Here is a 25,894-nt window from a genome sequence, read left to right as displayed (position 1 = left end):
GATTACGATGAAAAAATGGATAACAAAAACGAACTTGAGCATTGTTCTTCTCAGTACACTGGCATTATCAGCTTGCAGTTCAGCCACACCGACAGCAACCGAGGCATTGGCAGCGGCAACTAGCTCAACCGCTACAGTGTCTACAACAGCAACAACTGCTTCCTCTTCCACGGCGTTGAAAGTCTCGGATCTAGTGACTTTTGACAGTGGCGATGATGCTATCGATTGGAAATCATCCGACTATACAGCGATTCAATTAACAGGCTCCAGTGCTACGATTACAGGCAATGGCGCAACTGCAACCAGTAGCATCATTACAATTACCGCAGGCGGTACGTATGTGCTTAGTGGTGAACTGACAGACGGACAAATTGTTGTCGATTCACAGGATGATCAAGATGTGATACTGGTATTGAATGGCGTAACGATTACAGATAACGATAGCGCGCCAATCTATATCAAAGAAGCTAAAAACGCATTTATTACATTAGCCGATGGCACTAAAAATGTGATCACGGATGGAGCAACGTATACATTAGCAGATGATACCACAGATGAGCCTAGCGCAGCGATTTTTAGCAAAGCCGATCTAACGATCAATGGGGAAGGTACATTATCGGTCAAAGCTAATTATAAAGATGGAATCACAAGTAAAGATGATCTAAAAATCGTATCCGGTACACTGAATATCACAGCAAAAGATGACGGGATTGTAGGTAAAGATATGGTTGCGATCGAAGAGGGTACATTCCATATTGTAGCGGGTGGCGATGGTATTAAATCGACGAATGATACTGATGCCGATAAAGGATTTATCGCTATTGCAGGCGGGACATTTGATATTCAATCGACCAACGATGGTATTCAATCTGAAAAGCAATTAGTGATCGACGATGGAACATTTAATATTGTATCTGGTGGAGGTCATACTCAAGCGGAAGCAAAAGTTGAAGAGCAACCCGGTCAAGGCGGAGGATTCGGTGGACGACAAACTCAAGATGCTCAAGCTACAGCCACAACGTCTACAGAGACAACAACATCTTCAACTGATACCGATGCAACAGCTACCGAATCAACGAGTACCAAAGGGCTGAAAGCAACAGGCGATATCACGATTAATGAGGGTACGTTCACAATAGATTCCGCAGATGATGCTGTTCATAGTAATGCAACTGTACATGTCACAGGCGGTACACTTGAAATTGCGACAGGCGATGATGCTCTGCATGCTGATGTGGATCTGAATATCTCGGGTGGCAAAATCAATATTACAACCAGTTACGAAGGGTTAGAAGCAACCAATATTAATGTATCTGGTGGAGACACTAATGTCATAGCTTCTGATGACGGTGTAAATGCTTCGGGTGATGCGAATACCACAACGACAGAGACTTCAACAACAGAACCAACTCCAACAGAGTCCAGTACGACAGCAACAACTTCTACAGATCCTACATCTACAACAGATCCAGCAGGTAACAGCGCGCCTCCAGGTGGATTCGGTGGAGGTCAAGGAAGTTCTCAAAATGCTTTATTAAATATTACAGGTGGCACACTCACTGTAGATGCTCAAGGCGATGGATTAGATTCCAATGGATCCATCACAATGTCAGGCGGAACTGTGATCGTGAACGGCCCAATTACTAATGGAAATGGTTCACTCGATTATGATGGTACTTTTGAGATGACAGGTGGATATGTAGTTGCTGTCGGAAGTTCAGGCATGACTCAAGCACCTTCTGATGATTCTACTCAAGCGGCAATCAGTATGAGTTATTCTGCAACTCAAAATGCAGGCACATTAGTTCATATTCAAGATAGCGCAGGTAAAAATATATTAACTTTGGCACCGACAAAAGATTACCAATCAGTTGTAGTCAGCTCACCGGATCTAGTGAAAGGTAGTTCATATTCTATCTATACAGGTGGAACATCTACAGGTACAGCAACAGATGGACTATATGCAGACGGTGAATACACAGGCGGTACTAAAGTGGTTGATTTTAAATTGGCGAGCCAGATCACATGGGTGAACGAATCAGGTGTGACGACAGCTAATACAGGATTTGGTGGGGGCGGAGGTCAAAGACCGTCTAGAAATATGACGAACAACACAACAACAGATAGCACATCAGATACGGCACAGTAATCTTTTTATACTATATATGAATATAACTTAACATGAAAAATAAGGATATCAGATAAATAAGCTGATATCCTTATTTTGTGTTATATAAAATAACATATTATTTGCATAAATATACAAAAGTATTGAGTTATTTTACGTTATATCGTTATAATCAATATTAATATTACATTAATGTGATATTAAGTTACATAAAATTTACGATGATGTCAGTATGATCTACTTATTGAGGGGGATGGATATGAAATTATCAGTACAATGGAAACAAAAATGGTGTATTTCGATGTTAACAGCGGTATTGTTGATGCCTGTCATGAGCTATTCAGTATCAGCGGCAACAGAAACGAGCACCACTTCTCAAACTACAGCTGTACAAACATCTTTGCCTAAGATCAAGATTCTTGCTACAGGCGGAACGATTGCTGGCTCTTCCGAATCCAACACCGATGTAACTGGATATAAAGCAGGTGCACTAGGGATTGATGTACTGATCAATGCGGTACCTGAAATGAAAAAAGTAGCAGATATTAGTGGCGAACAAATTGCTAATGTGGGTAGCCCTGACATAGACAATGCTGTTTTGCTCCAATTAGCCAATCGGATCAATGAGTTACTGGCTTCAGATGATGTCGATGGGATTGTAGTAACACATGGTACAGATACATTAGAAGAAACGGCTTATTTTCTAGATTTAGTTGTCAAAAGTGATAAGCCTGTAGTCGTTGTAGGCGCAATGCGTCCAGCAACAGCGATCAGTGCGGATGGTTCATTTAACTTATACAATGCGGTCAAAATTGCGAGTAACCCTGAAGCCACTGGCAAAGGTGTGATGATTGCTCTCAATGATCGGATTGGCGCAGCACGTTATATTACCAAAACTAACACCACAGGAACAGATACATTTAAATCAGTAGAACAAGGTTATCTTGGTGTAGTATCAGGCAATAAAGTGTACTTTTATAATCAATCTACACGCAAACACACAGCCAATACTATTTTTGATGTGAAAGGCATAACGGAATTACCACAGGTTGATATTTTATACGAATATCAAAATAATGGTAGTTATCTGTATGATGCGGCAGTAGCTTCAGGCGCTAAAGGCATTGTAGTGGCAGGGAGTGGCAATGGATCGTTATCTACACGTTCAAGTGAAGGTGCCGCTAGGGCTGTTGATCAAGGAGTAACCGTAGTTCGTTCTACACGTACAGGTAGCGGTGTTGTCACTCCGTTAGATTCGGATGCTGAAATTGGAACACTATATGCAGATTCACTTAATCCGCAGAAAGCCCGTATTCTGTTGATGCTAGCACTTACTCAGACGAAAGATCCTAAGACCATTCAAAGTTACTTTGAAGCTTATTAAAAGTAGGACGTAATTAGAAATGTGTAATAAAAGAGTCGATACCGATGATGAAGCTAGACGGTATCGACTCTTTTTGTTATTTAGATAAATATGCCTAACCATACTGCATTGATCATAGCGAGCAATAACAATTTTTTCTCACAAGTAGTCACTTGCTCGGCATTCTGTGTATCTGTTTTGATAATAAAAAAGATAGACAAGATCACAATTATAACCACTCCGATTGCTGCCCATAACCGATCTGTACCTAACCATAATCCACATAATCCGATCAAAATCATATATACAATCGCAGGCAATGCACTATATTTTGGACCGAACATAGCCACTGACCAGACTACACTTGTCCGCTTCACCGGAGAAGCTTGTTGATCGGCTTGTAGATCAGGAATATGGTGAATCATTACCCATGCAATACAATAGAGCGCATTAATGACTGCATTTTGGACTGCCCATTCTGGAAAATCGCCTAACATGATCCAGACGCCTGCTAATCCTAAGAAAAAAGCAGATGGAAATGTACTTAACCATTCACCTGCCAATGGAATATAACTGAATCGTAACGGGGGTAGCGAATATGAAGCGGCTCCCCAGACACCGATTACCAGCAATAACGCTAACGGATAATAACCGAGTAAAGCAAGGATTCCAGCAATGACTAATAACCCGATTGCAAGACCATAACCGATCCATTTGAGTGTATGCGGAGCGATACGACCTTCTTGAATAACGCGACTACCCCCGGATAAGTAAGCAGGGCTATGTTGATCTGTCCCTGATAAGTAATCGGTATAATCATTCAGTGCATGGGTTAATGCGCCATGAATAACAAAGCAACCTACCAGTAACAACAAGGAGACAGCACTCAAGACTCCATTAGGCAGATCATAATAAGCAAACAGTGGAAAAACTCCTGAAAAGATAATGACGACACTAGAAGCAATAACAGCAACCGGTCGCAACAATCGTAGACCATTTTTCAAAAATAACATCGCCGATGGATTCAAGCAGTTAGCTCCTTTCATAGATCAAAGATAATATGTATTCTGTGATATGCTTCTTTGTCTATTACCCTCATTGAAATGAATTGGACGCATAAATATTCAAGCGATGATGATAAAATGTATAGGTCATTTGCACAATCCATTTCGTCTTTTTATCAATATTTTTTTGAATTTGATAGCGCTATACTGAGAGTATGTTTAACAAAACAATACGAGAAATGCAGATAGAAGAATGGACGATCCTTTACAGATTTATACTGTAGTGAGGTGAGAAGATGAATAAACCAACATTTTTATTAGCACCCGATTCATTCAAAGAAAGTATGACTGCCAAAGAAGTCTGTATCGCTATGGAAAAAGGGTTACGTAAAGTCTATCCAGAAGCACAATATATTCATGTTCCGATGGCAGATGGCGGAGAAGGTACGGTTCAATCGCTAGTCGATGCTTCAGGTGGACAATTGTATCAGAAAAAAGTGACAGGTCCGCTCGGAACACCCGTAACCGCTGTTTACGGTATTATGGGCGATGGTAGTACAGGTGTGATCGAGATGGCTTCAGCCAGTGGTATCCATCATGTCAATCAGAATACTCGTAATCCACTCATAACAACGACTTACGGCACCGGTGAATTGATTCGAGAGTGTATAGATCGTGGGATGAACAAGATCATTATTGGTATCGGTGGAAGTGCGACAAATGATGGTGGCACAGGAATGGCGGAAGCCTTAGGAGTGCGCTTTCTTGATGCTGAGGGGCAACCGCTTGCGCGAGGCGGTGGTGATCTGAATCGATTAATAACGATTGATATCTCTTTACTTGATCCACGTCTGCAAGAAGTGCAGTTGATTGTGGCTTGTGATGTCACCAATCCATTGTGTGGTGAAGATGGAGCTTCACGGGTATTTGGTCCACAAAAAGGAGCTACACCTGAGATGATCCAGCAATTGGATGATAACTTGAACCATTATGCTAGCATGGTCAAACACCAATTGGATCAAGATGTCGCTTATCTTCCGGGTGCAGGGGCGGCAGGTGGATTAGGTGCAGGATTGATGATTTTTACACAAGCTGTTTTGCAAAAAGGGATCGATATCGTGATCGAATATAGTGGCTTAGTAGAGAAATTAAAACAAGCTGATTTTGTATTTACAGGTGAAGGTGGAATCGATTCTCAGACCAAATTTGGTAAAACACCTTACGGTGTGGCTCGGGCGGCGCAGGCATCAGGTAAGCAAGTGATTGCGATTGCGGGTTATATTGGAGAAGGTATTGATACATTATACGATGAAGGGATTGATGCCATATTTGGGATCGTGCCTGGAGCGTCTGATCTTCCTTCTTTATTGCAAGCAGGGCCACACAATGTAGAACGTACCTGTGAAAATATTGCTAGAATACTGGCTTTGCATGATCAATAAAGAGAAGTAACATTTCACGAGCTAATCAGCTAATCAGCAGGTATTATCAACATATAAAAGGATTCCAAAGCGTTCCCGTAGAGATATTCGGGAACGTTTTTTGGTAGGAGTGATAGTGATTCCTAGTTGAGACTGATGACGGAATAAGAGAGCTCCAAATAAGGATAGGATAACCAATCGCTGGGTGAAACTTCTTGTTGTTGGAATGGCTTGATATATAAGACTGTTGTTTTGACAAGGAGATCAATATGATAAGCAGTAACTTCTTTTTAATTCCTGTGAATATGTTCCTTTTGAATCTGCTTGGCAAAGGAAGTGTATATTGTTGTGCAGATTAGTCGACAATAAAGGGACTCAAAAACAGTATAGATTTGTTATGTATTATTGTATCTTTATCACAAGGGAGGCAACACAAAGATGATTTTAGATGAACGAAGTGCCGGCATCTTACAATTACTCCAACAGTCATCTGCGCTTACGATGGTCGAATTGGAAACTCATATGGAGCTTACCCGAAGACAGTTGCAATACAGCATTAACAAAATAAATGATTGGTTAGTGCATCACGGTTACTCGGTGATCTCGTACGATCGGCAAGTGGGTTACTACTTAACGGATGTGATACGAGCAGAAGACGTACCTGTAAAGTTAACCAAGCGCTCGTATCTCTTTTCAGAAGGAGATCGGGAAAAGGTATTCGGACTGCTGTTGCTATTAAGTCCGGAATCGCTGTCGGTGTATCACTTTCAGTCGATCGCCAGCGTATCTCGTAATACCGTACTCAAAGATTTGCAACGACTCAAGTTGAAATTGCATACCTATAAGCTGTCGATCGAGTACTCAAAAAAAGATGGATACGTGCTCAAAGGAAGCAACCATCGCAAACGCCATTTGATCGAAGAATGGTTGCCAGAAGTGTTGAATAGCCCGAGTCATTTATTGATTATTCAATGTATCTGGGAAGAGCAAGCTGAACAGCTGGAACAGATCCGTCAGCAGTTGGAACATGTAGAGCATCAACTGGCTATTAGCTTTGCTGATGAGCGTCTACAAGAACTGACTTACCTGATGCTATGTACCGATCAACTGATTGGCAAAGGTTCTACTTTACCGGTACAACAAAGTTGGGAAGAGTTAACCGGCACACAGGAGTATCAACTGGTGAAGCAAATGGTTCAATCGTCTGCTTTTAGACAGCCATGGAATCAAAACGAATGTCTGTATGCGACGCTACATTTGCTTAGTATGAACCGCACGCGAGACATTTCACCACTACAAGAAGATAAAGTCATACAGCAGTTAATTCGTGAGATTGTGTCCGAATTTGAACGTTGGGCATGTGTCAGTCTGCAAGATCAAGAACTATTGTATCAGCAACTATATGTGCATTTAAGACCAGCTTATTATCGCATGTTGTATGGAATTTCATTGATCAATCATATGACCGAGCGGATTCAGAAGGTCTATCCTGAACTTCATCATTTAACTCACAAAGCGCTGATTCCACTTGAAAAAAGTATTGGGGTCAAAGTGCCTGAAGATGAAGCCGCTTACTTTACGATTCATTTTGGTGGATGGCTACGCAGGCAGGGGACGGTACTGGATGATCGTAAGCGAGCCATTGTCGTATGTGCGAACGGGATAGGAATCAGTCATATTCTGATGTATACGCTACGTGAAATGTTTCCTGAGCTGTTGTTTTTAGATGCTTTGTCGGTACGAGGTATGGCGAATTATAACTTGAGTTATGATCTGGTGTTCTCTACGGTACATTTGAGAACCTCTGCGCCACTGTTCGTGGTTCCACCGATTATGGAGATTCCAGATAAACAAAAGCTACGACAACAAGTGATGCAAGAATTATACGGATACACGATCGAAAAAGTAGATACTGCTTCACTGCTCAAAGTGATTGGTCAGCATGCTACGATTTTGCAACCGGATGAATTAGAAAAAGCCTTACAAGCACACATTTATACCTATACGCATAGAACAAATAAGCATTCCCTAGAGGGGGCAGAGAAACCTGTGCTGGAACAATTGATTACAGAAAAGACGATCACTTTCCAGTCGAATGTCAGCGATTGGAAAGAAGCGATTGCAGTAGCCTCTCAGCCACTATTAGAGATGGGTACGATCGAAGAAGAATATATTGAAGCGATGATCCAATCGATCGAACAAAATGGGCCGTATGTGGTGATTACACCAGGAGTAGCGATTCCACATGCTCGTCCAGATCAAGGGGTACGCTCGTTATCCATGAGCTTTTTGCGCTTAGAAGAAGCGGTTTATTTTGCCCCGGATAAGCCTGTACGTTTGATAATTATTTTGGCGGCGGCAGATCGTTCGTCTCATTTGCGAGCACTAGTGCAATTGACACATCTGCTTGGCGAGCCATCCAATATCGAAGATATTTTGAACAGTCCAGATAAAAATGTACTCATGCAATATATTCATCACTATTCTAAGGAGGAAACAGAATGAAAATTATGGTCGTATGTGGAAACGGATTGGGAAGCAGCTTTATTATGGAGATCAATATCAAGAAAGCATTAACTGAAATGGGCAAAGTAGCAGATGTGGATCACACCGATCTATCGTCAGCCAAATCCGAGCAAGCTGATATCTTTATCGGCGCGGCAGATATTATGGCACAACTCAGTGATGGGGGTCGTACTGTCGTATCCCTTGAAAATATGATGAGTATCCCTGAAATTAAATCCAAATTAGAACCGCTTCTAGCTTGATTTTAGGGAAGAAGGTAGAGCCGATATGATGAATTTAATAATGAACGATATTCTAGGCACACCGTCGATACTGGTCGGACTGTTTGCGCTTATCGGACTTCTTTTACAGCGCAAGCCTATTGCTACCGTCGTCTCCGGTACACTCAAAACGATTATGGGTTTTGTGATTATTGGAGCAGGGGCAACCGTATTAACAGGTGCTCTAGATATCTTTGGTCAAATGTTTACGCATGCTTTTCAAGTTCCCGGCATTATCCCGACCAATGAAGCGATTGTTGCGGCAGCGCAAAGTCAATTCGGAGCATCTACGGCTCTTATTATGGTCTTCGGGATGATCGTTAATATTATACTGGCACGTTTTACACCGCTAAAATACATTTTCTTAACCGGACATCATACTTTATTTATGGCTTGTCTCATTGCGGTATCTTTAACCGTTGGTGGTATGAGTGGTGCACCACTGGTGATTGTAGGATCAATTATTTTGGGATTATGTATGGTGGTATTCCCGGCGATTTTACAACCGTATGTACGCCAGATTACAGGTAGTGACGATTTTGCTGTCGGGCATTTTGGTTCGATCGGTTATTTTGTCTCCGCTACGATTGGTAAATGGTTTGGAAATAAAGAAAAAACAACCGAACAGATCAAAGTTCCCCAATCGTTAGGCTTTTTGCGAGATACTTCTGTAGCAGTATCTCTAACGATGTCGATCTTCTTTATTGTTGTAGCTTTATTTGCAGGACAAGAGTATATTCAGACGGAATTGTCTGGGGGTTCTAACTTTATCGTCTTTTCTCTGATTCAAGCGATAACCTTTGCAGCAGGCGTATACATTATTCTTGCCGGCGTACGGATGTTGATTGCAGAGATTGTACCTGCTTTTAAAGGGATTGCCGAGAAATGGGCTCCAAATACGAAGCCTGCCCTCGATTGCCCGACCGTATTTCCTTTTGCACCGAATGCAGTCATTATCGGCTTTTTGTTTAGCTTTTTAGCTGGATTGTTGTCGATGTTTATTTTACCGGCTGTCGGCTTAAAAGTGATTATTCCTGGATTGGTTCCTCACTTTTTCACAGGCGCAGCGGCAGGTGTATTCGGTAATGCAACAGGTGGACGGCGTGGAGCGATGATGGGTGCGTTTGCCAATGGATTATTAATTAGTTTCTTACCCGCTATACTGCTGATCTTCCTGACACAGTTCGGATTTGGTGGTTCTACGTTTGGCGATACCGACTTTGGCGCTGTAGGAATTATCATTATAGGTCTTATGAAGGTTTTCGGAGCGGCGTAATACAGTATGTAGATCTTAGAAGTTGGTCATAAAGTAAAAGGTAAAGAATGCTTAAAAGCGTTCTTTACCTTTTTGTGATACCACATGAGAAGAGTCTAATGTGTATTAGTTAGAAGGTGGAGCTAACCAGACCGTTCCTGTACCACGATAGACGTTCACTAATCCTTCGCCAGATGCCAAAGAACCCATTTTGGTTTTGCCTGATTTCTCGACGGTAAAGTTGAGTGTATTCGACCACATCATCGCAAAGTTTCCATCGACTTTGAGCACATCATTTTGCAGTTCAATCACTACTGCTTCTTCAGCAGGAACAGGTGCTTCGAGAGCAATAACACCTTTACCACTAGCGCTCATGTTAAATAATCCTTCACCACCAAGTACAGCAGAAGAAAAGTTACTACGGGCGACAACGCCGATTTTGAGTGTCGTCTCACAAGCCAGAAACAATCCATCATCCATGACAATTTCATCGTTATCAACATCAATTAACCAGATATATTTGTAGGTTGGTTCTAACAGAATCGTACCTGTTCCATTATAGAGTGGCTTGATCGAACCTGTACCTGTTGCCGCTCCACTAAGGAAACCCCGTACTGCTCCACCAGCGCCTTTGACGCCTGTCGTCATTTCCATATTACCGACCGTATATTGCATCGCTCCAGCACGCATCATAATTTCACTATTGTTAATCTCGATCATTAATTGTTTGCGGTGCATGTTGCTTTTGGACATATAATATTGAGCAGTCGCTTCGCCCACCGAGGTACAACTGAGATCTTTGATATACTCCAAGACTGTGAAGCTACCCACTTTGTCTTTGATCACCGTATTGCTGTTATCGGTAAGGTTATTAATCGTAAAAGCCATATGTAACGCCTCCTGTTCATATAGTAAAAGGATACCTCTAGTTTAACTAAATAAAGCGCAATAAGGAAATAATAGTTACTCTTGAATAAAGATTTGTACAACTTCCAACTCTATGGCAAAATATAAGCATAAACAGGTTGTCACATGAACCGAACGAATGGAGAAATGAAAAGATGTCAAGCTTGCCTAATTGCCCTAAATGTCATTCTGAATATACATATGAAGATGGTGATATGTTAATCTGCCCGGAATGTGCGTATGAATGGAATCCAACCGCTGAAGCTAATTCGGCTGACGAAGAAAAAGTCGTTAAAGATGCTAACGGCAATATTTTACAAGATGGCGATTCGATCACGATTATCAAAGACTTAAAAGTCAAAGGCAGTTCTTCTACACTCAAAATCGGTACAAAAGTCAAAAATATTCGTCTGGTTGACGGCGATCATGATATCGACTGCAAAATCGATGGCTTTGGTGCAATGAAATTGAAGTCTGAATTTGTGAAAAAGATTTAATCTACTGATTTAAAAAGGATTATACAGTCGTCTTTTAACAGCAATCAAGCTAAGCATTGTGCTTAGCTTTTTTCGTATAAAAAAAATCAATGCCTGAATTTCGGCGATGAAGATACAGTCGGGAAATTATAATCAACGTATCCACTTCTTGTAAAGGAGCCTCTCTATGATCTCACCTGAATACCAGCAAGAGTATTACCAAGCATTACTTGAAAAAAAGACAGAATACGAAGGATTGTTCTATGTCGGTGTCAAAACGACAGGTGTATTTTGTCGTCCGACGTGTCCAGCGCGTAAGCCGAAGTTTGAAAACTGTGAGTTCTATGCAACAGCGCAACAAGCATTACTCGCTTCCTATCGCCCATGCCAGCGTTGTCGCCCTTTATCGCATCCCAACCATGTGTCTGATGTGGTGCGTTTACTGGTTGAAGCTGTCGAAAAAGAACCCGAAAAGCGCTGGCGTGAAGAAGATTTTCGCCAATTGTCGGTAGATGAATCTACAGCTCGTCGCCAATTTAAAAAGCGTTTTGGGATGACATTTGTTGAATATGCACGGGCTCGGCGTATGGGATTAGCACTCAAACATATTCGTGCCGGACAGACTGTTATTGATACACAATTATCCGCAGGTTATGAGTCGAGCAGTGGATTTCGAGATGCTTTTGCACGCATTATGGGTGCAGCACCGACTTTACTAACAGAAGATCGTATACTCAAAGCTTCTTGGATCGATACAACACTCGGGCCAATGATCGCTATAGCAAGTGAAGAAGCATTATATCTATTAGAATTTGTAGATCGTAGAGGACTAGAACGTGAAGTCGAACGATTACGCATCAAGACCCGATCGGCGATTATTCCGGGTATGACCGAACCGATTCGCTTAATCGAGCAACAGTTGAATGAGTATTTTGCAGGAGCACGTACTACATTTACAGCACCGTTAGCGTTATTAGGTTCTCCTTTTCAACAACAAGTATGGGAGCAATTAATGAAGATTCCAGCAGGAGAAACACGTTCTTACGCTCAGATTGCGATAGCGCTAGGTAGACCATCTGCTTTTCGCGCGGTTGCTCAAGCGAATGGAGCGAATCCATTGGCACTTGTAGTTCCTTGTCATCGAGTGATTAATTCCAATGGAGAACTGGGTGGCTATGGCGGTGGACTCACACGTAAAGCATGGTTATTACAAAATGAACAAGCTCAAGTCACACAAGCTCAACGTAAAGAACAATAAACCAACATAGAAGGAGAGTCTGCTGAATGTCTACGCAAATACAGCAAGCACAAGTATTACATGATCTACATGTGAAAGGAAATCCGCTCATTCTGGTCAATATCTGGGATGCAGGTAGCGCAGCTGTGATTGAACGTACAGGCGCTAAAGTGATTGCAACAGGTAGTTGGTCAGTAGCTACTGCACACGGGTATGAAGATGGACAAGCGGTACCTTTTGCACAGGTGATCGCGAATCTTAAACAGATCAAGCACAACGTACAGTTGCCTATCACGGTTGATATCGAAAGTGGTTACGGGGATACACCTGAACACGTCTCTCAATCGGTACAAATGATTATCGAAGCAGGCGCTGTAGGGATCAATATCGAAGATCAGATTATTGGTGAACAACGATTATATTCGGTAGAAGAGCAGTGTGCACGTATATCAGCTGCACGTCAGGCGGCGGATCAGTTAGGGATTCCTTTATTCATTAATGCACGTACCGATATTTTCTTACAAGCCGATCCGCTATCTTCAGTTTCTATGCAAAAGGAACATACAGAACATGCTTTAATGCGTGCTACAGCGTATGCGAATGCTGGGGCTAATGGATTTTTTGTACCCGGATTAAGCGATGCTTCTTCGATTCAAATGTTATGTACTCACTCTCCATTACCGATCAATATTATGTTTACTACAGACACCCCTTCATTGAAAGAATTATCATCATGGGGAGTATCCCGAATTAGTTATGGACCTTCACCCTATCAGCAAGTGATGCATACGTTACAAAAAATAGGTCAGGACGCATTATCCTATGAATGATTGCTTTTTTATTCTTCTTTTTATCTATATTTGTTATAAAAGACTTGATATTCATCTAAAAAAGGTTCAATATAAAGATATTACTTGTAAAGTTAGTAAATAACAAATTTATAGCGATATAGATAAAAATAAATAGAATAAGAAAGCAGGGAATTTTTCCATGGAAATAGGTATAAGCACATTTGTAGAAACTTCACCCGATGCACAAACTGGTGAAGTGATGAGTCATGCACAACGTATTCGTGAAGTAGTAGAAGAGATTGTACTTGCGGATCAAGTAGGACTGGATGTATACGGAGTAGGGGAGCATCATCGGGAAGATTATGCGGCTTCTTCACCAGCGGTCATTTTAGCTGCGGCGGCTTCGCAAACTGAGCGTATTCGTTTATCGAGTGCAGTTACCGTTCTTTCTTCAGCGGATCCTGTACGTGTATTTCAAGATTTTGCGACACTGGATGGTATCTCGAATGGACGAGCTGAGATTATGGCGGGACGGGGTTCTTTTATCGAATCGTTCCCATTATTCGGCTATGATCTGGATGATTATAATGAATTATTTGATGAGAAGTTAGATTTGCTGTTAAAAATTAGAGCTTCTGAAAAAGTAAGCTGGCAGGGACAGCATCGTGCTGCTATTCATAATCTAGGTGTCTATCCACGTCCTGTGCAAGAGTTATTGCCAGTATGGATAGGCAGTGGAGGCAATACAGAGTCTGTGATTCGTGCAGGTATGTTAGGCTTACCGTTAGTCCTAGCCATTATTGGCGGACAACCTGCTCAATTCGCTCCATTGGTTGAGCTGTATTACAAAGCAGCAGCGCACGCTGGACATGATGCTTCAACATTGTCTGTTGCTTGTCACTCCCATGGATTTATTGCAGATACAACCGAACTTGCAGTAGAGCAATTTTTCCCTTCCACACAACAAAGTATGAATAAGCTTGGTAAAGAGCGTGGATGGGGTCCTTATACACGCAATAGCTTTGATGCTGCACGTAGTGAGCAAGGTGCGCTTTATGTAGGTGATCCAGCTACAGTCGCTCGCAAAATTATTAATTTGCGTAAACAGGTTGGGATTACTCGATTCTTTTTACATGCACCCGTCGGCACGATGCCACATGATCAAGTTATGCATGGAATCGAATTGTTAGGTAAAGAAGTAGCTCCACTGGTTCGTGCCGAAGTGGTAGAGTGGGAAGCAAGCAATAAATAAAGATCCCTATCACCTTCAGTGAAGCATTTATACGTAACCGTATATGTGACGCTGAAGGTTTTTCCTATTTGTCACCATCATCTTTATCTATTGTACAATGAGCGATGGATAATTTCTGCGATCTGTTTCTGGGTATCTACAGCGGTTAATGGTATAATAAGAAGAAGTATGTTATAGAAGAAGTCATAGTAAGTATCTACATTCTATTTTAGATGTAGAAGTATGGTGCTTTCTGTTGGAATAGCTTACAATAACAAGATGTTTGCAATCGAACGAAAGTTATCTATTGCTAAAACCCAATATAGGAGTGGTCATTTGAAAAAGCAAAAACCGATGTCAATGGAAGATTTGTTGAAAGATTTGCAAGGGCAAAAAGAAGCACAGGGCGAAGGATATGTATCTTTAGATATGTTGTTTAATCCAACGTTTATGAGCAAATACTCTAGTTTGAAAAGCTTTGAAGAATTTTTGAAAAAAGGTAACTTCCAAGCGGATACGCTAGATGAAATTCAGAATGTCGAAGGCGAACTATTTGATCGCCATGTGAATCGTGAGACTGATTTTAGCGATTGGAAATCCATGTTAAACAAAGCTAACGCAGAGTATACGCACAAGAAATAATTGAAAAAAGAGCAACGATAGCTAATTATCGTTGCTCTTTTTTTATTTTCCTGTATATTGAGCCATTTTATCATTATGATCTTGCAACGAAAGTTCAAAGTTATCCAGATTACCAATATCTGTTGTGACACCGCCACCATGCTTGGCGTATAACACTAACCAGTACATAATCGGATATTGGCGTAGCGGACGGCGCTTCGGTCCAATCATCACATCAGCAACGCGTTCATATTCGCTCCAACGATCGGCAATATTAGGAGTGATCTTGCGATGAGGCTTGCCACCGGGAATATATTCGCATATTTTTTCAGGACGAAGACGTTCTTTCCATGTGCCATAAAAGGTATGCGAACTTCCATGTGTTCGGCAAATAAAGGGACGTACAGGATACACACGACAAGTCCCTTTTTCTGCATCTAATAAAGGACAAGCAAAACTATTACGTGTAGCATGATGACGAATCGCATCCAATTCTTCATGCGTACTGGTTGGATTGGCTAATGAAGCATACATTGGTGGATTCTCGATACGAAATGTTTCCCAATCGGTAGCGGCTTTGGCAAAAGCTTGTTGAATATCAGCCTGACTCCAATTGCGCTTCATATAGATCAATAACAATTCAAATTCCACTTGGGAGATCGGCACATAATCTGAACAACAAGCACGGCAACCAGCCGAACAAGGAGGTTGCTGTACACTTGTCGCCCGATAATCTTCGATCGTCTGATCGACTTCTTGGTACAGGTGATACAGATGAGCAGCACGACTATCCGGTGCAGCTGTTTTATGGCAATGTTTCAGCTTTTGCCCGCTTCCACAAAAGCAGAGTTGATTTCGAGAAAATGAATAAGACATTGTATCGGACACAGATGAAGTCACGTCCTTTCCTGTTGCTAACGTTCGGTATACATATAGACTATTATATCGCTAATTGGAAATGAAGTTCTAGTTATCGATGCCAATGAGTCATGATACAGATGATATACATCCAGCACCGCTAGATCTAAATTCAATAAAAAGCGATAAAAATAACTACACCTATCAATAAGATGGTACGATAGGTAAAATAATATTTTTGTGCGTTATGCCTATTATGGAGGGTTTGTTATGGAATCATCGCAACAGAATAAGAATGCATGGAACAACGGTACGTATCAATCATGGGTTAACCGCTTTGGTACACCTGAGGAAGCGGCTGAGAAAATCAAACAAGATCCGCAAAAACGGATCGGGACTGCTTTTAAACATATGGAAGAACATATACAGGGCAAAAAAATCATCAATTTACTTGGTTCTAATGGTAATAAAGCGGTGGCTTTAGCGCTACTTGGTGCTGAACTAACAATCGTTGATTTCTCGGCTGAAAATGAGCAATATGCTCAAGATTTGGCACGTGCCGCAGGCGTACCTTTGCAATATATCGTGTCGGATGTGTTGCAATTGCCGTTAAATGAGCTTAACCATCAATATGATATTGTCTTTATGGAATTTGGAATTTTGCATTATTTTACTGACTTACAGCCATTATTCCATGTGGTGTCCAGCTTGCTTGCTTCAGGTGGACGATTGGTATTACAAGATTTCCATCCGATCTCAACCAAGCTGATTACGTCTAAAGGCACAACCGCTAATATCCGTAAGCACAAAGTGACAGGCGATTACTTTGATACTTCATTAACAGAAAAAGCGGTCTCGTATTCCAAGTATGCCGAATCCGATCAAGCGGACAAAGACGAGCAAAAAGTGTATTTACGTCAGTGGACGATTGGTGAGATTGTGACAGCAGTAGCGACATCCGGTCTGATGATCAAAGTACTCGAAGAATTGCCTAATCAATCATCAGAAGTGTTTGACAAAGGGATTCCCAAAACATTTACCGTAGTTGCAGAGCAATTGCATTCGTAATCAAAATACATGTATACAAACAGCAAAGCCACTCCCGATACAGGAGTGGCTTTTTAGTCTTTTCTAGATATAGTATCTACGTTTGTAGATAATGATTTACGAATAGCTTGGTAATCCTTTGGTCTGTTTCCATTGTTCATGTGCTTGCTGTACTCGTTTCCAGATATCATCTTTTTCAACAGCACTATAGCGGCTCAATGACTCACCGAACACATGATGTAATTGATCTATCCAGTCTTTTTGATTGGTAATTTCAGTATGCTGAACGCCTGTAACATCGATCGTTTTGAGCATACATCCACGTAATTCATGACTGGCATGTTCATCACGCTGGCGCAAAAGAAATACATCAAACCATGGAGACTGCGCAGAGCGACTGTAGAATTCATGATTCGCTTGAAAAGGTTCGAGATCGGATACCACTTGATGATCAATATCAACACCGACAATCGAAGCACGAGCATCATGCTCTAACCGCCATCCTTTGGGATCAATACTGGAAGCAGCCACTTGATATTGAAAAGGAGATTGAGCATAAGCACCATAACTCAAAGGCAGTGGCGTATACGGCATATCACCTAGTCCTACATCAATAATCCACGGTTGAGTTATGCCTTGCTCATCTTCGATATGAACAGTTAACCCCAGATGAAACGAATTGATACGTGGCTCTGTTCCTAAAGGTTGTACCCCTGCACGATGCCAGTCTACCTGATAACCTAGAGAGCGTAACAATGTACTGAATGCTCCGTTAAGATGAAAACAATATCCACTTCGTCCGCTTAACAGTAAAGGGATCGATTGCTCAAGATCTATACTTGCCGGATGCCCTGTGAAAATATCGACGGTTTGCCAGGAAAAGCGTCGTATATGAGCTTGATGCAGTTGGAAGAGATAGGTTAACGTAGGGGGTTGAATGTCTTCGATACCTAATTGCTTTAGATACATTTGAATTTCTGCTGTAGATAATGTGTACATAGATACTCACCTCAATTATATTAAATGTAATGGAATTAGAATGGTAAAATAGGAAGAGTAGAACTATATGTAGTATACGAGAAGATGAGATACCTTGGGCGACCTAAATCCCCTAACTGTAACGGTACAGATAACACATAGAAGCATTTGTCCACTACAATACATCACCTAAAAGGAGTATAACGATCATTATGAGCGACTTATTTGCATTTGAACAGTTCCCCCAGTTAGAGACATCACGTTTTGTACTAAGACAAGCACAGCCTGAAGATAGTCATGATCTATACGAATTGTATGCGGATGAAGCTGTAGTTGAATATATGCCATTTACTCCATTTACATCGGTAGATGAAGCACTGGATGAGATGAAATGGTATACACGTATTTTTGCAGAACAATCAGGGTTACGCTGGATGATTGAAGATCGTGAGCATGCCAAAGTGATCGGAACATGCGGATTTCTAGGATATGAACAAGAGCATCATCGGGCTGAACTAGGTTACGATCTATCTTCTGCGTATTGGGGCAAAGGGATTATGAAAGAAGTCGCTTTATGTATTATTCAGTTTGGATTTGAACAAATAGAACTGAATAAAATTGAAGCCAAAATCGAACCAAAGAATCAAGCCTCGATCCGTCTGATGGAAAAGTTAGAATTTGTACAAGAAGGTCTACTTAGACAACATGAATATGAAAATGGGAAGTATGTGGATCTTGCAGTATTTGCTCTATTACAAAGTGAATATGTAGCGAAGACGAAATCGTAAGATATTTTGCTTTGCAAAAATCACTTTTGACTGCACTAGAAGATGCCGCGCTTTAATTGCCAAGCGCTAAGAGGTAAGGAGATATTATGAAAATAGATCGATTACTTGCGATCACTGTACTGTTACTGAATCGACAACGAATCAGCGCCAAAGAATTAGCCGCACGCTTTGAAGTATCGACCAAAACCATTTATCGAGATATTGATACGCTCAGTCAAGCAGGTATTCCAATCGTTGCTCATCAAGGAACAACAGGTGGATTTGAGATTATGGAGCAGTATACGATTGCTCGTCAATTTCTAACCTTAAGCGAGATTGATGCGATGATCTCTGCGGTAAAAGGCATGACTACTGTATTTAATGATCAGATGTTTGCGACTTTACTGGATAAAGTTCAGGCGTTACTTCGACCGACAGATCGGATGCAGACACCGATTCAACATGCAGGCATTGTGTTTGACTTCAATCCGTGGGGGCAAAATCCAGCAACACGTGACAAAGTGAATCTATTGCGCGAAGCGATCACGAATACATACAAAGTACATCTACACTATCTCAATACAAATGGCATTGAAAGTGAACGAGCTGTCGAACCGTCCGCTTTGATTTTAAAAGGATATGTCTGGTATCTGCATGCTTATTGTACATTACGCGAAGAATTTCGCTTATTCCGCCTGTCTCGTATATTAGAATTAGAATGTACACAGGATTCGTTTAATCCACGGGCGATTCCTGATTGGGATCAGTATCAATGGAACAATAGCAACACTTATGAAGAACAACGACAAAACGTAACGTTACTATTTGGCGCTCAAGTGCGCTATCGTCTAAATGATATGTTTGATCCTGATTGGATTTCGTTGCAATCGGATGGACGTATTGAAGTTCAAGGTGCTTTTATAATCGATGATTGGTTCTATAATATGTTATTGAGCTTTGGAGATCAGGTTCGTATTCAGACTCCTGCGGAACTGATTCCAGAATTAATTGGACGAGCGCAAAAAGTCATCGACAGTTATTCTAACTAGACAGACTGTTGTCTATATTCCCTCTGTATACTTGAGATCAAAGAACAGAAAGAGGGATGAATAATGAATACAGTAGCGACAACGACGATTATCGACTTACCTGCTTTTGTCGTACATGGGATGGGTACACGCACTACGAATGTAGATGAATTAGGAATGGCTAATGCTCGCTTACCGCAGTTATGGGCATCCTACTTACATGCTAAAGCCCAGCATCCTTCGGCATCTTCGCAGTATGCTCCAACCTATGCGCTGTATACCGATTATGAAAGTGATGCTAGCGGAGCGTATACGGTGGTGATCGGGCAACAAGCAGACGATCATTTGGAGCAACCGATCACCAGACAACGGCAATTAGAGATCACTGTCCCTGCTAGCCGGTATATGGTATTTACGACATCGAAAGGACCTGTATTTGAGACAGTAGCTCAGACATGGGGCACGATCTGGAATTATTTTGAACATGCTTCTGAAGTGCGGACATATACAGGAGATTTTGAAGTGTATGAATCGACAGCCAATCCAGAGCAAGCGCAAGTGAAGATTTATATTGCAATTCAATCCTAGAAAGTATGTAATAAGTAAAAAAAGTTGCCTGTACCACTACAATTCGTATTATAAAACCCCAGTAAAGGATATTTAAACATTTCCATTACTGGGGTTAACTTATATAGATATAACTTAGTACACTAAAACCTTATTTTTAGAAAATATTTAAATTTGTTTAACTGAATGATTTTTCTCTTTTTGTTAGATTCTCATTCTCAATCGTTTGTTTAAAAGATTGTTTGATAGAAGGGTTAGCTAACATAAGTTGCATTAACCGAGTAGCAGATCCATTAGGAAGAGAACGTCCGATCTCCCAAGACTCTACTGTACGTGTAGATACACCAAGCACATCACCGAATGTTTTTTGTGTAGCATTTAGATCTTTTCTTAGCTCTTTAACTAAGGCAAAATCAATTTCGGGTAAATCACGTAATTTATAAGTGACAACCTCGACATGTTCTGTATTTCCCTGAGTATACTCATTCAATTGATTAACACTTTCTTCAAGAAAACTTTCAAAATTTATATTTTTCATACTCATATTTAAACACCACCCACTTATTGATTTTTTTTCAAATCTTTTATTCTATTCTTTATTATAGTTTTTTCTTTATCAGTAAGAGAGTCTTTGTCTGATTTCTTATAAATTATTAGCATTGAATATATACGGCGACCATACTTTGCATAAATAATTCGATAACCTCCACTTTTACCGGAGTTGTCATTTGAACTATCAAATCGTAATTTTATAGCGCCACCTGTACCTTGAACAATATCTCCCAAGACATTATTGGGATTTGTATTTGTTTCTTCATATAATCGGACTTGACTTTCAAGTCTTTTTTTATCTGCATCTGATAGTTCATAGAGCTCCCACAGTTTATTGAAAGCGTTTGGGTAAACAAATTGTAATTCAACATCTTCATTATACTTTCGTTTTCTCATACAGTGCTCTCCAGTTCTATAACCTTCGAATCTTGATTGTACGATTATATCGTATAATTCAACTATATACGATATAATGGTATGATTCAACTATATTAGTTTTTAGCAGGAGTTAAATTAATCCTAGAAATTATGTAAGAAAACCCGTTTATATCACAATCAGGTGATATAGACGGGTTTTATATTTTCAATTTACGTTGATGCTTATTACGATACATCGCTTTGTCTGCATGGTTCAATAGAGTATCGACATCTGTACCATCTTGCGGATAGATACTGGCTCCAGAACTCATTGAAATCGCTAATGTATCTTCTCCATATACAAATTGAGCTTGAGCAAATAGGGTATTGATCTGATTGAGAATTTTCTGTACTTGAATCTGGTGTTCGACAGGATGAATAAATAGAACAAATTCATCGCCTCCTAGACGTGCCACCATACCTGTATTTCCAACAGCTTGTTGAATAAGCTTGGCAGTATGCTGAAGCATTTCATCACCAGCTTGATGTCCATACCGATCATTGGTTTCTTTAAAATAATCGAGATCGATTAGAATAATAGCCAGTTGTTCTTGCTGTTGTTGAGCTTTAACCATACATTTTTCTAACTCTTGATAAAAGTAACGACGATTAGGAAGTTCTGTTAAAGAATCGTGATATGCAAGAAAAGCGATTTGACGTTGTTGCTCTTTTTTGATCGTAATATCACGCATAATAAGAATCACATGATCTTCATGATCCACAACGACATAATCCCCTTTGACCAGAATATCGATCCATTGCTCACCATTCCAGATTTTCGTCTCCATATCAATAATGCCTTGCTGTTGTTGGAGCTTCTTCCATAGTTCCTGACTTGCTATCGTATTCAAGTTGGTAATATCCAGATCGACAAATGAGAAGAGCTGTCTAGCACTTGGATTCGCTTCTTTGATCGTACCAGATCGACGTGCTAACAGAATCGCTGCTGGATTCATATCAAATAACTTTTTGTACCGATGGTGATTAAAATTTAAAAATTCGTACTTTTTCATGGCGACTTGTAATGTAAAACACCAGATCAATCCACCATAAAGATACGGATAAGGCGGAAGTTTCTCACCAAATTGGAAATATCCAAAAAAGGCAATCCAGCTCAAGGATAGGATCATACCGTATCTTAACACTCGATAGATCGCCTGATGTTCAGAAGAACGATTCGATGCTTGATAACGGGAAAGAAACACAAGTGAAGCAACACTGATCAGAATACTTGCAGTAAGAGCAGCATAATAAGAAGTATTATAAACAGGCAATTTCCAGATCCCTGCTGCGACAAATTGTTGTGAAGAAATATACTGCGTATCATTGATAATCCCTAACGGAATAATAAGGAGAGGAAGATAGAAAATATACGGATACAACCATTTTGGCATTTTGCGATACGTGCCAGAAATCTTGACGATAAAATGAAAACCCAACCCGGGTAAAATAATACCTACATTGGCGAACCAAAAAGCGGACAATACTGAACTATATTCAAGCGGTAATTGATAACGAACGTACTCTTCTAAAAAAAGTAAAAAGTAACATCCGATCGCAATACTCACCAAGCGATGTTCTGACTTTTTGGGATTACGTAACAAGACATCAATACCCATATAGAAAAAGAATAGCATCGGTAAAACATAGAGAACAATAGGAATCAGGGGTTCTAACACATTCAAACGTATATATCTCCTTTCCAATAGATTTAGAAGCAGAAGCCAACAGTGTATACCTGCTACACATACCTATTGTTCAATTAAAAATGAATAAGAGATACTATGTATAATATCGTCATTATGTGTCAAAAAATAAGCAGAAAAAAAGCTGACGATCATAACTGTATATCGCCAGCGTTTCTTTCTGTATCTATATTAAAATGACTTATAGATTATGGCTTGCTACGCCTGATGTATTATTGCCACCAGACATTTGATTCAAGAATAATAATAACTCTGAATTAAACTTCTCTTGCTCATCAAACATCATCGCATGACCGCTATCTTCAAACGCTACAAGGCGTGAATTAGGAATACTTTGTTGTGTTAATTCTGCTAACTTAGGATCACAGATTTTATCTTTTTGACCCTGAAAAATGACTGTCGGTACATTGATATGTGGCAAGTCTGCACGTAGGTCTTCATCACGTAGAGATTCTGCGGCTTTGATCGTGCCATGATTAGACGCTTGGAAACACAATAATTCTAACCATACCATCAGCGCTGCTCTAGACTTATGATGGGTAAATTTCAGACCAAATTGAGATAGCATTTTTGGACGATCTTCGTACGTCGGAATAATCAGTTGTGCATTCAGGTCTTCCTTCGTCATGTTATATTCAAAATCAGGACGCTGTGTAAATACAGGCGTTGCAGAACCCATCAATGCAAGGTGAGAGATGCCTTTTCCTTGATGACGTGCCATGTAACGAGTAGCCACTGCTCCACCCATAGAGAAACCAATCAATGCAGCGTTTTCAATCTGAAGCTCATCAATAACAGCTTTGAGATCATCTGCCATCCGGTCAAAAGAATAACTTTCCCACGGTGCATCCGATTTACCAAATCCACGGAAATCCATCCCGATACAGCGATATCCTTCTTTAGGCAAGATAGAGTATTGATATTCAAACATTTGACTATTAGCTGGCCAGCCGTGTAAAAATATAACAGGAATCCCTTCGCCAATATCTTCTACATAGATTTTCACATGATCTTCTACTTGTATATAACGTCCCATATCTGTCGCCTCCTGATGTGTAAGTGATTGTTACTGTATTAAACATATTTATTTGAAAAAAAACGCTATATTGCAAGATTAACTTTATTATGTAAAACGAATTTCTAAAAATCAGCGGGAAGATCATCTATGTAGATCCATACCAAATAAATAATTTATAGAGTGTAAACCAGAAAATTGGGATGTCCTAATTCTTTTGGGGTATATCATGTATACATACGTTAAAGCAAACGGTTTGGATCAGTCATTAGGGGGCAAAAAGATGAAGTTGCAAGGTAGAAGAACAAGTTCCAATGTAGAAGATCGCAGAGGTAAGGGCGGTAAAACGATTATTGGTGGAGGAATCGGCGGGATTATTATTATTTTGATTGTGACGTTGTTAGGAGGCAATCCTAGTGAATTATTGAACGGTACAACGTCGACAACGACCGAATCATCTGTACCCTATCAGGCAACTGCAGAAGAACAAGAGTTAGCGAATATGGTATCTGTAGTCTTAGCAAGTACAGAAGATGTCTGGACTGCCCAATTTAAAAAGCAAGGATTAACGTACAAGAATCCTACACTGGTACTGTATAACGATAGTGTTAATTCAGCTTGTGGTACAGCCAGTTCAGCAGTAGGGCCTTTTTATTGTCCGGGAGATCAGAAGCTGTATATTGATCTCAGCTTTTATGATGAACTTCAGCAAAAGTTCAAAGCGCCCGGTGATTTTGCCATGGCTTATGTGATTGCACATGAAGTAGGTCATCATGTACAGACACTGCTTGGAACTATGGATAAGATTCAATCTACCCGTCAAAATATGAGCGAAACGCAATACAACAAAGTGCAGGTTAAGTTAGAGTTGCAAGCCGATTATCTGGCAGGTGTCTGGGCACATGATGCGCAAGGAACGAACCTGTTAGAAGAAGGCGATCTCGAAGAAGCACTCACCGCAGCAAGCGCTGTTGGTGATGATACCCTTCAGAAGCAAGGACAGGGATATGTTGTACCAGATAGCTTTACACATGGTACATCAGAACAGCGTAAACGTTGGTTTTATAAAGGATTTGAGTCAGGCACGATCGCAGGTGGAGATACCTTTAATGCAAGTAGCTTATAAATAATTCAAAAAAAGTCTGGCAACAGGTTCTCTTTACCGAGGTAGAGAAATCCTGTAACCAGACTTTTTTATTGTTGTCCTTGTATAGCATGTTGTTTGCTATGTAAGTTCATAGCATAATGATAAAGTTGTTGGAAAGGAACCCGATATTCTTCAATTAATCCTTGTGGAGTGGCTAATGTAGAAGTCTTTTTCGCCAGCTTGGAACATAATCGCTGTAATGAAGGTTCAGAAGCAATCCAGAAGCGAACTTCTTTGATCCCCCGTCCAGACTGATCAATATGTTCTACTAAATGTTGCAGAGCATGTGTAAACATTTTGGTTTTACGATATTTAGGGCTGAAAATAATAGACTGAATCTGTATAACGTCGGTGTTATAGTAAGCATCTTCAGCAGTTCCATACAAGTAACTCCAAGCCCCTACCACTTCCTGATAAGCATCCAGACTGATAAAACATTCCTCTTCCAAAAGCAGTGGGAACGGTGTAAAACCAAGTGTGAATAATAAAGGATGAGGCGTAGGAAGCTTCACATGATTTTCCAAAACAAAGGTCATATATTGTTCTTGATACATAGCGTTGGAACAGACTTGCATACGATAGTTCATCATAAA

The 25,894-nt window shown here is 40.5% G+C and carries 25 protein-coding genes; 16 read left to right on the top strand and 9 right to left on the bottom strand.

The genetic code is table 11. The annotated features are described in order from the left end of the window. Positions 1–7: 7 nt before the first annotated feature. Together PO903_RS05105 and PO903_RS05100 are read left to right on the top strand one after the other, a co-directional pair. A complete protein-coding gene (locus PO903_RS05105; RefSeq protein ID WP_273592802.1) occupies positions 8–2,149 on the top strand; it encodes a carbohydrate-binding domain-containing protein in 2,142 nt (713 codons plus the stop codon). Positions 2,150–2,429: 280 nt separating this feature from the next. Beyond that, complete coding sequence (locus PO903_RS05100) at positions 2,430–3,512, top strand: type II asparaginase (protein ID WP_502921679.1); 1,083 nt, start codon at positions 2,430–2,432, stop codon at positions 3,510–3,512. A gap of 80 nt (positions 3,513–3,592) precedes the next feature. Here PO903_RS05100 and PO903_RS05095 read toward each other — a convergent pair whose 3' ends face one another. Beyond that, a complete protein-coding gene (locus PO903_RS05095; protein ID WP_273592801.1) occupies positions 3,593–4,519 on the bottom strand; it encodes a prenyltransferase in 927 nt (308 codons plus the stop codon). A gap of 272 nt (positions 4,520–4,791) precedes the next feature. Between PO903_RS05095 and PO903_RS05090 the strand changes: the two genes are divergently transcribed. The 4 genes from PO903_RS05090 (at position 4,792) to ulaA (ending at position 9,978) form a co-directional block, all read left to right on the top strand. Then, positions 4,792–5,937, top strand: coding sequence for a glycerate kinase family protein (locus tag PO903_RS05090; protein WP_273592800.1), 1,146 nt, complete (start codon positions 4,792–4,794; stop codon positions 5,935–5,937). Between the two features lie 417 nt (positions 5,938–6,354). Continuing rightward, positions 6,355–8,421 (top strand): BglG family transcription antiterminator, encoded by a 2,067-nt coding sequence (locus tag PO903_RS05085; protein ID WP_137224673.1) that lies wholly within the window; start codon positions 6,355–6,357, stop codon positions 8,419–8,421. After that, complete coding sequence (locus PO903_RS05080) at positions 8,418–8,684, top strand: PTS sugar transporter subunit IIB (RefSeq protein ID WP_069326492.1); 267 nt, start codon at positions 8,418–8,420, stop codon at positions 8,682–8,684. Before PO903_RS05085 ends, PO903_RS05080 begins: the two co-directional genes overlap by 4 nt. Positions 8,685–8,709: 25 nt before the next feature. Continuing rightward, entirely contained in the window at positions 8,710–9,978 is a 1,269-nt protein-coding gene (gene ulaA, locus PO903_RS05075; RefSeq protein WP_273592799.1) for a PTS ascorbate transporter subunit IIC, read from the top strand. Positions 9,979–10,083: 105 nt separating this feature from the next. Here ulaA and PO903_RS05070 read toward each other — a convergent pair whose 3' ends face one another. Further along, complete coding sequence (locus tag PO903_RS05070) at positions 10,084–10,845, bottom strand: AIM24 family protein (RefSeq protein ID WP_137224669.1); 762 nt, start codon at positions 10,843–10,845, stop codon at positions 10,084–10,086. 173 nt (positions 10,846–11,018) lie between these two features. Between PO903_RS05070 and PO903_RS05065 the strand changes: the two genes are divergently transcribed. From PO903_RS05065 to PO903_RS05045, 5 genes are all read left to right on the top strand, one after another. Next, complete coding sequence (locus PO903_RS05065; protein ID WP_273592798.1) at positions 11,019–11,360, top strand: zinc ribbon domain-containing protein YjdM; 342 nt, start codon at positions 11,019–11,021, stop codon at positions 11,358–11,360. A gap of 166 nt (positions 11,361–11,526) precedes the next feature. Beyond that, a complete protein-coding gene (locus PO903_RS05060; protein ID WP_273592797.1) occupies positions 11,527–12,597 on the top strand; it encodes a bifunctional transcriptional activator/DNA repair enzyme AdaA in 1,071 nt (356 codons plus the stop codon). Positions 12,598–12,623: 26 nt separating this feature from the next. Continuing rightward, the gene (locus tag PO903_RS05055; RefSeq protein WP_273592796.1) at positions 12,624–13,406 is read left to right on the top strand and encodes an isocitrate lyase/PEP mutase family protein; all 783 of its coding nucleotides are present in this window, start codon (positions 12,624–12,626) and stop codon (positions 13,404–13,406) included. Positions 13,407–13,566: 160 nt separating this feature from the next. Beyond that, positions 13,567–14,619 (top strand): LLM class flavin-dependent oxidoreductase, encoded by a 1,053-nt coding sequence (locus PO903_RS05050; protein WP_273592795.1) that lies wholly within the window; start codon positions 13,567–13,569, stop codon positions 14,617–14,619. A 333-nt stretch (positions 14,620–14,952) separates the two neighbouring features. Then, a complete protein-coding gene (locus PO903_RS05045) occupies positions 14,953–15,240 on the top strand; it encodes a hypothetical protein (RefSeq protein ID WP_137224824.1) in 288 nt (95 codons plus the stop codon). 42 nt (positions 15,241–15,282) lie between these two features. Here PO903_RS05045 and PO903_RS05040 read toward each other — a convergent pair whose 3' ends face one another. Continuing rightward, the gene (locus PO903_RS05040) at positions 15,283–16,107 is read right to left on the bottom strand and encodes an SEC-C motif-containing protein (RefSeq protein WP_273592794.1); all 825 of its coding nucleotides are present in this window, start codon (positions 16,105–16,107) and stop codon (positions 15,283–15,285) included. A gap of 240 nt (positions 16,108–16,347) precedes the next feature. Here PO903_RS05040 and PO903_RS05035 point away from each other — a divergent pair, with 240 nt between their 5' ends. Next, complete coding sequence (locus PO903_RS05035; RefSeq protein WP_137224660.1) at positions 16,348–17,145, top strand: class I SAM-dependent methyltransferase; 798 nt, start codon at positions 16,348–16,350, stop codon at positions 17,143–17,145. A 96-nt stretch (positions 17,146–17,241) separates the two neighbouring features. Here the strand turns inward: PO903_RS05035 and PO903_RS05030 are convergent, their stop codons facing one another. Continuing rightward, the gene (locus tag PO903_RS05030) at positions 17,242–18,123 is read right to left on the bottom strand and encodes an arylamine N-acetyltransferase family protein (protein ID WP_273592793.1); all 882 of its coding nucleotides are present in this window, start codon (positions 18,121–18,123) and stop codon (positions 17,242–17,244) included. Between the two features lie 191 nt (positions 18,124–18,314). On the opposite strand from PO903_RS05030, the gene PO903_RS05025 reads away from it, so the two are divergent. The 3 genes from PO903_RS05025 to PO903_RS05015 all read left to right on the top strand — a co-directional run bounded on the left by PO903_RS05025 (position 18,315) and on the right by PO903_RS05015 (position 20,485). Next, complete coding sequence (locus tag PO903_RS05025) at positions 18,315–18,890, top strand: GNAT family N-acetyltransferase (RefSeq protein WP_273592792.1); 576 nt, start codon at positions 18,315–18,317, stop codon at positions 18,888–18,890. An 86-nt stretch (positions 18,891–18,976) separates the two neighbouring features. Continuing rightward, entirely contained in the window at positions 18,977–19,918 is a 942-nt protein-coding gene (locus PO903_RS05020; RefSeq protein WP_273592791.1) for a helix-turn-helix transcriptional regulator, read from the top strand. A gap of 63 nt (positions 19,919–19,981) precedes the next feature. Further along, positions 19,982–20,485: a GyrI-like domain-containing protein gene (locus PO903_RS05015; protein ID WP_273592790.1), complete on the top strand. Its 504-nt coding sequence runs from the start codon at positions 19,982–19,984 to the stop codon at positions 20,483–20,485. Positions 20,486–20,642: 157 nt separating this feature from the next. Here PO903_RS05015 and PO903_RS05010 read toward each other — a convergent pair whose 3' ends face one another. From PO903_RS05010 to PO903_RS04995, 4 genes are all read right to left on the bottom strand, one after another. Beyond that, positions 20,643–21,008 carry a helix-turn-helix domain-containing protein gene (locus PO903_RS05010; protein ID WP_137224654.1) on the bottom strand — a complete coding sequence of 122 codons (366 nt, stop codon included), beginning with the start codon at positions 21,006–21,008 and terminating at the stop codon, positions 20,643–20,645. A 17-nt stretch (positions 21,009–21,025) separates the two neighbouring features. Further along, positions 21,026–21,412, bottom strand: coding sequence for a type II toxin-antitoxin system RelE/ParE family toxin (locus PO903_RS05005; protein WP_273592789.1), 387 nt, complete (start codon positions 21,410–21,412; stop codon positions 21,026–21,028). Between the two features lie 179 nt (positions 21,413–21,591). Further along, a complete protein-coding gene (locus tag PO903_RS05000) occupies positions 21,592–23,112 on the bottom strand; it encodes a diguanylate cyclase domain-containing protein (RefSeq protein ID WP_273594622.1) in 1,521 nt (506 codons plus the stop codon). Between the two features lie 208 nt (positions 23,113–23,320). Next, positions 23,321–24,175 (bottom strand): alpha/beta fold hydrolase, encoded by an 855-nt coding sequence (locus PO903_RS04995; protein ID WP_137224107.1) that lies wholly within the window; start codon positions 24,173–24,175, stop codon positions 23,321–23,323. A gap of 262 nt (positions 24,176–24,437) precedes the next feature. Here PO903_RS04995 and ypfJ point away from each other — a divergent pair, with 262 nt between their 5' ends. Further along, positions 24,438–25,280 (top strand): KPN_02809 family neutral zinc metallopeptidase, encoded by an 843-nt coding sequence (gene ypfJ, locus PO903_RS04990; RefSeq protein ID WP_273592788.1) that lies wholly within the window; start codon positions 24,438–24,440, stop codon positions 25,278–25,280. A gap of 68 nt (positions 25,281–25,348) precedes the next feature. Here the strand turns inward: ypfJ and PO903_RS04985 are convergent, their stop codons facing one another. Beyond that, a complete protein-coding gene (locus PO903_RS04985; protein WP_069326513.1) occupies positions 25,349–25,888 on the bottom strand; it encodes a hypothetical protein in 540 nt (179 codons plus the stop codon). Positions 25,889–25,894 lie beyond the last annotated feature (6 nt).

This window comes from Paenibacillus sp. PK4536, assembly GCF_028594455.2.
GTDB lineage: Bacteria > Bacillota > Bacilli > Paenibacillales > Paenibacillaceae > Saccharibacillus > Saccharibacillus nuruki.
The sequence above is the reverse complement of the archived record's forward strand: the minus strand, read 5'-3'. Positions and strand labels throughout refer to the sequence as shown.

Coding starts and splice junctions, on each gene's coding strand:
- ypfJ (WP_273592788.1), top strand. CDS start 24,438: ATGAAGTTGCAAGGTAGAAGAACAAGTTCCAATGTAGAAGATCGCAGA.
- PO903_RS05045 (WP_137224824.1), top strand. CDS start 14,953: ATGTCAATGGAAGATTTGTTGAAAGATTTGCAAGGGCAAAAAGAAGCA.
- PO903_RS04995 (WP_137224107.1), bottom strand. CDS start 24,175: ATGGGACGTTATATACAAGTAGAAGATCATGTGAAAATCTATGTAGAA.
- PO903_RS05085 (WP_137224673.1), top strand. CDS start 6,355: ATGATTTTAGATGAACGAAGTGCCGGCATCTTACAATTACTCCAACAG.
- PO903_RS05070 (WP_137224669.1), bottom strand. CDS start 10,845: ATGGCTTTTACGATTAATAACCTTACCGATAACAGCAATACGGTGATC.
- PO903_RS04985 (WP_069326513.1), bottom strand. CDS start 25,888: ATGAACTATCGTATGCAAGTCTGTTCCAACGCTATGTATCAAGAACAA.
- PO903_RS05025 (WP_273592792.1), top strand. CDS start 18,315: ATGAGCGACTTATTTGCATTTGAACAGTTCCCCCAGTTAGAGACATCA.
- PO903_RS05050 (WP_273592795.1), top strand. CDS start 13,567: ATGGAAATAGGTATAAGCACATTTGTAGAAACTTCACCCGATGCACAA.
- PO903_RS05090 (WP_273592800.1), top strand. CDS start 4,792: ATGAATAAACCAACATTTTTATTAGCACCCGATTCATTCAAAGAAAGT.
- ulaA (WP_273592799.1), top strand. CDS start 8,710: ATGATGAATTTAATAATGAACGATATTCTAGGCACACCGTCGATACTG.
- PO903_RS05080 (WP_069326492.1), top strand. CDS start 8,418: ATGAAAATTATGGTCGTATGTGGAAACGGATTGGGAAGCAGCTTTATT.
- PO903_RS05010 (WP_137224654.1), bottom strand. CDS start 21,008: ATGAGTATGAAAAATATAAATTTTGAAAGTTTTCTTGAAGAAAGTGTT.
- PO903_RS05100 (WP_502921679.1), top strand. CDS start 2,430: ATGTTAACAGCGGTATTGTTGATGCCTGTCATGAGCTATTCAGTATCA.
- PO903_RS05015 (WP_273592790.1), top strand. CDS start 19,982: ATGAATACAGTAGCGACAACGACGATTATCGACTTACCTGCTTTTGTC.
- PO903_RS05105 (WP_273592802.1), top strand. CDS start 8: ATGAAAAAATGGATAACAAAAACGAACTTGAGCATTGTTCTTCTCAGT.
- PO903_RS05030 (WP_273592793.1), bottom strand. CDS start 18,123: ATGTACACATTATCTACAGCAGAAATTCAAATGTATCTAAAGCAATTA.
- PO903_RS05065 (WP_273592798.1), top strand. CDS start 11,019: ATGTCAAGCTTGCCTAATTGCCCTAAATGTCATTCTGAATATACATAT.
- PO903_RS05005 (WP_273592789.1), bottom strand. CDS start 21,412: ATGAGAAAACGAAAGTATAATGAAGATGTTGAATTACAATTTGTTTAC.
- PO903_RS05035 (WP_137224660.1), top strand. CDS start 16,348: ATGGAATCATCGCAACAGAATAAGAATGCATGGAACAACGGTACGTAT.
- PO903_RS05020 (WP_273592791.1), top strand. CDS start 18,977: ATGAAAATAGATCGATTACTTGCGATCACTGTACTGTTACTGAATCGA.
- PO903_RS05060 (WP_273592797.1), top strand. CDS start 11,527: ATGATCTCACCTGAATACCAGCAAGAGTATTACCAAGCATTACTTGAA.
- PO903_RS05055 (WP_273592796.1), top strand. CDS start 12,624: ATGTCTACGCAAATACAGCAAGCACAAGTATTACATGATCTACATGTG.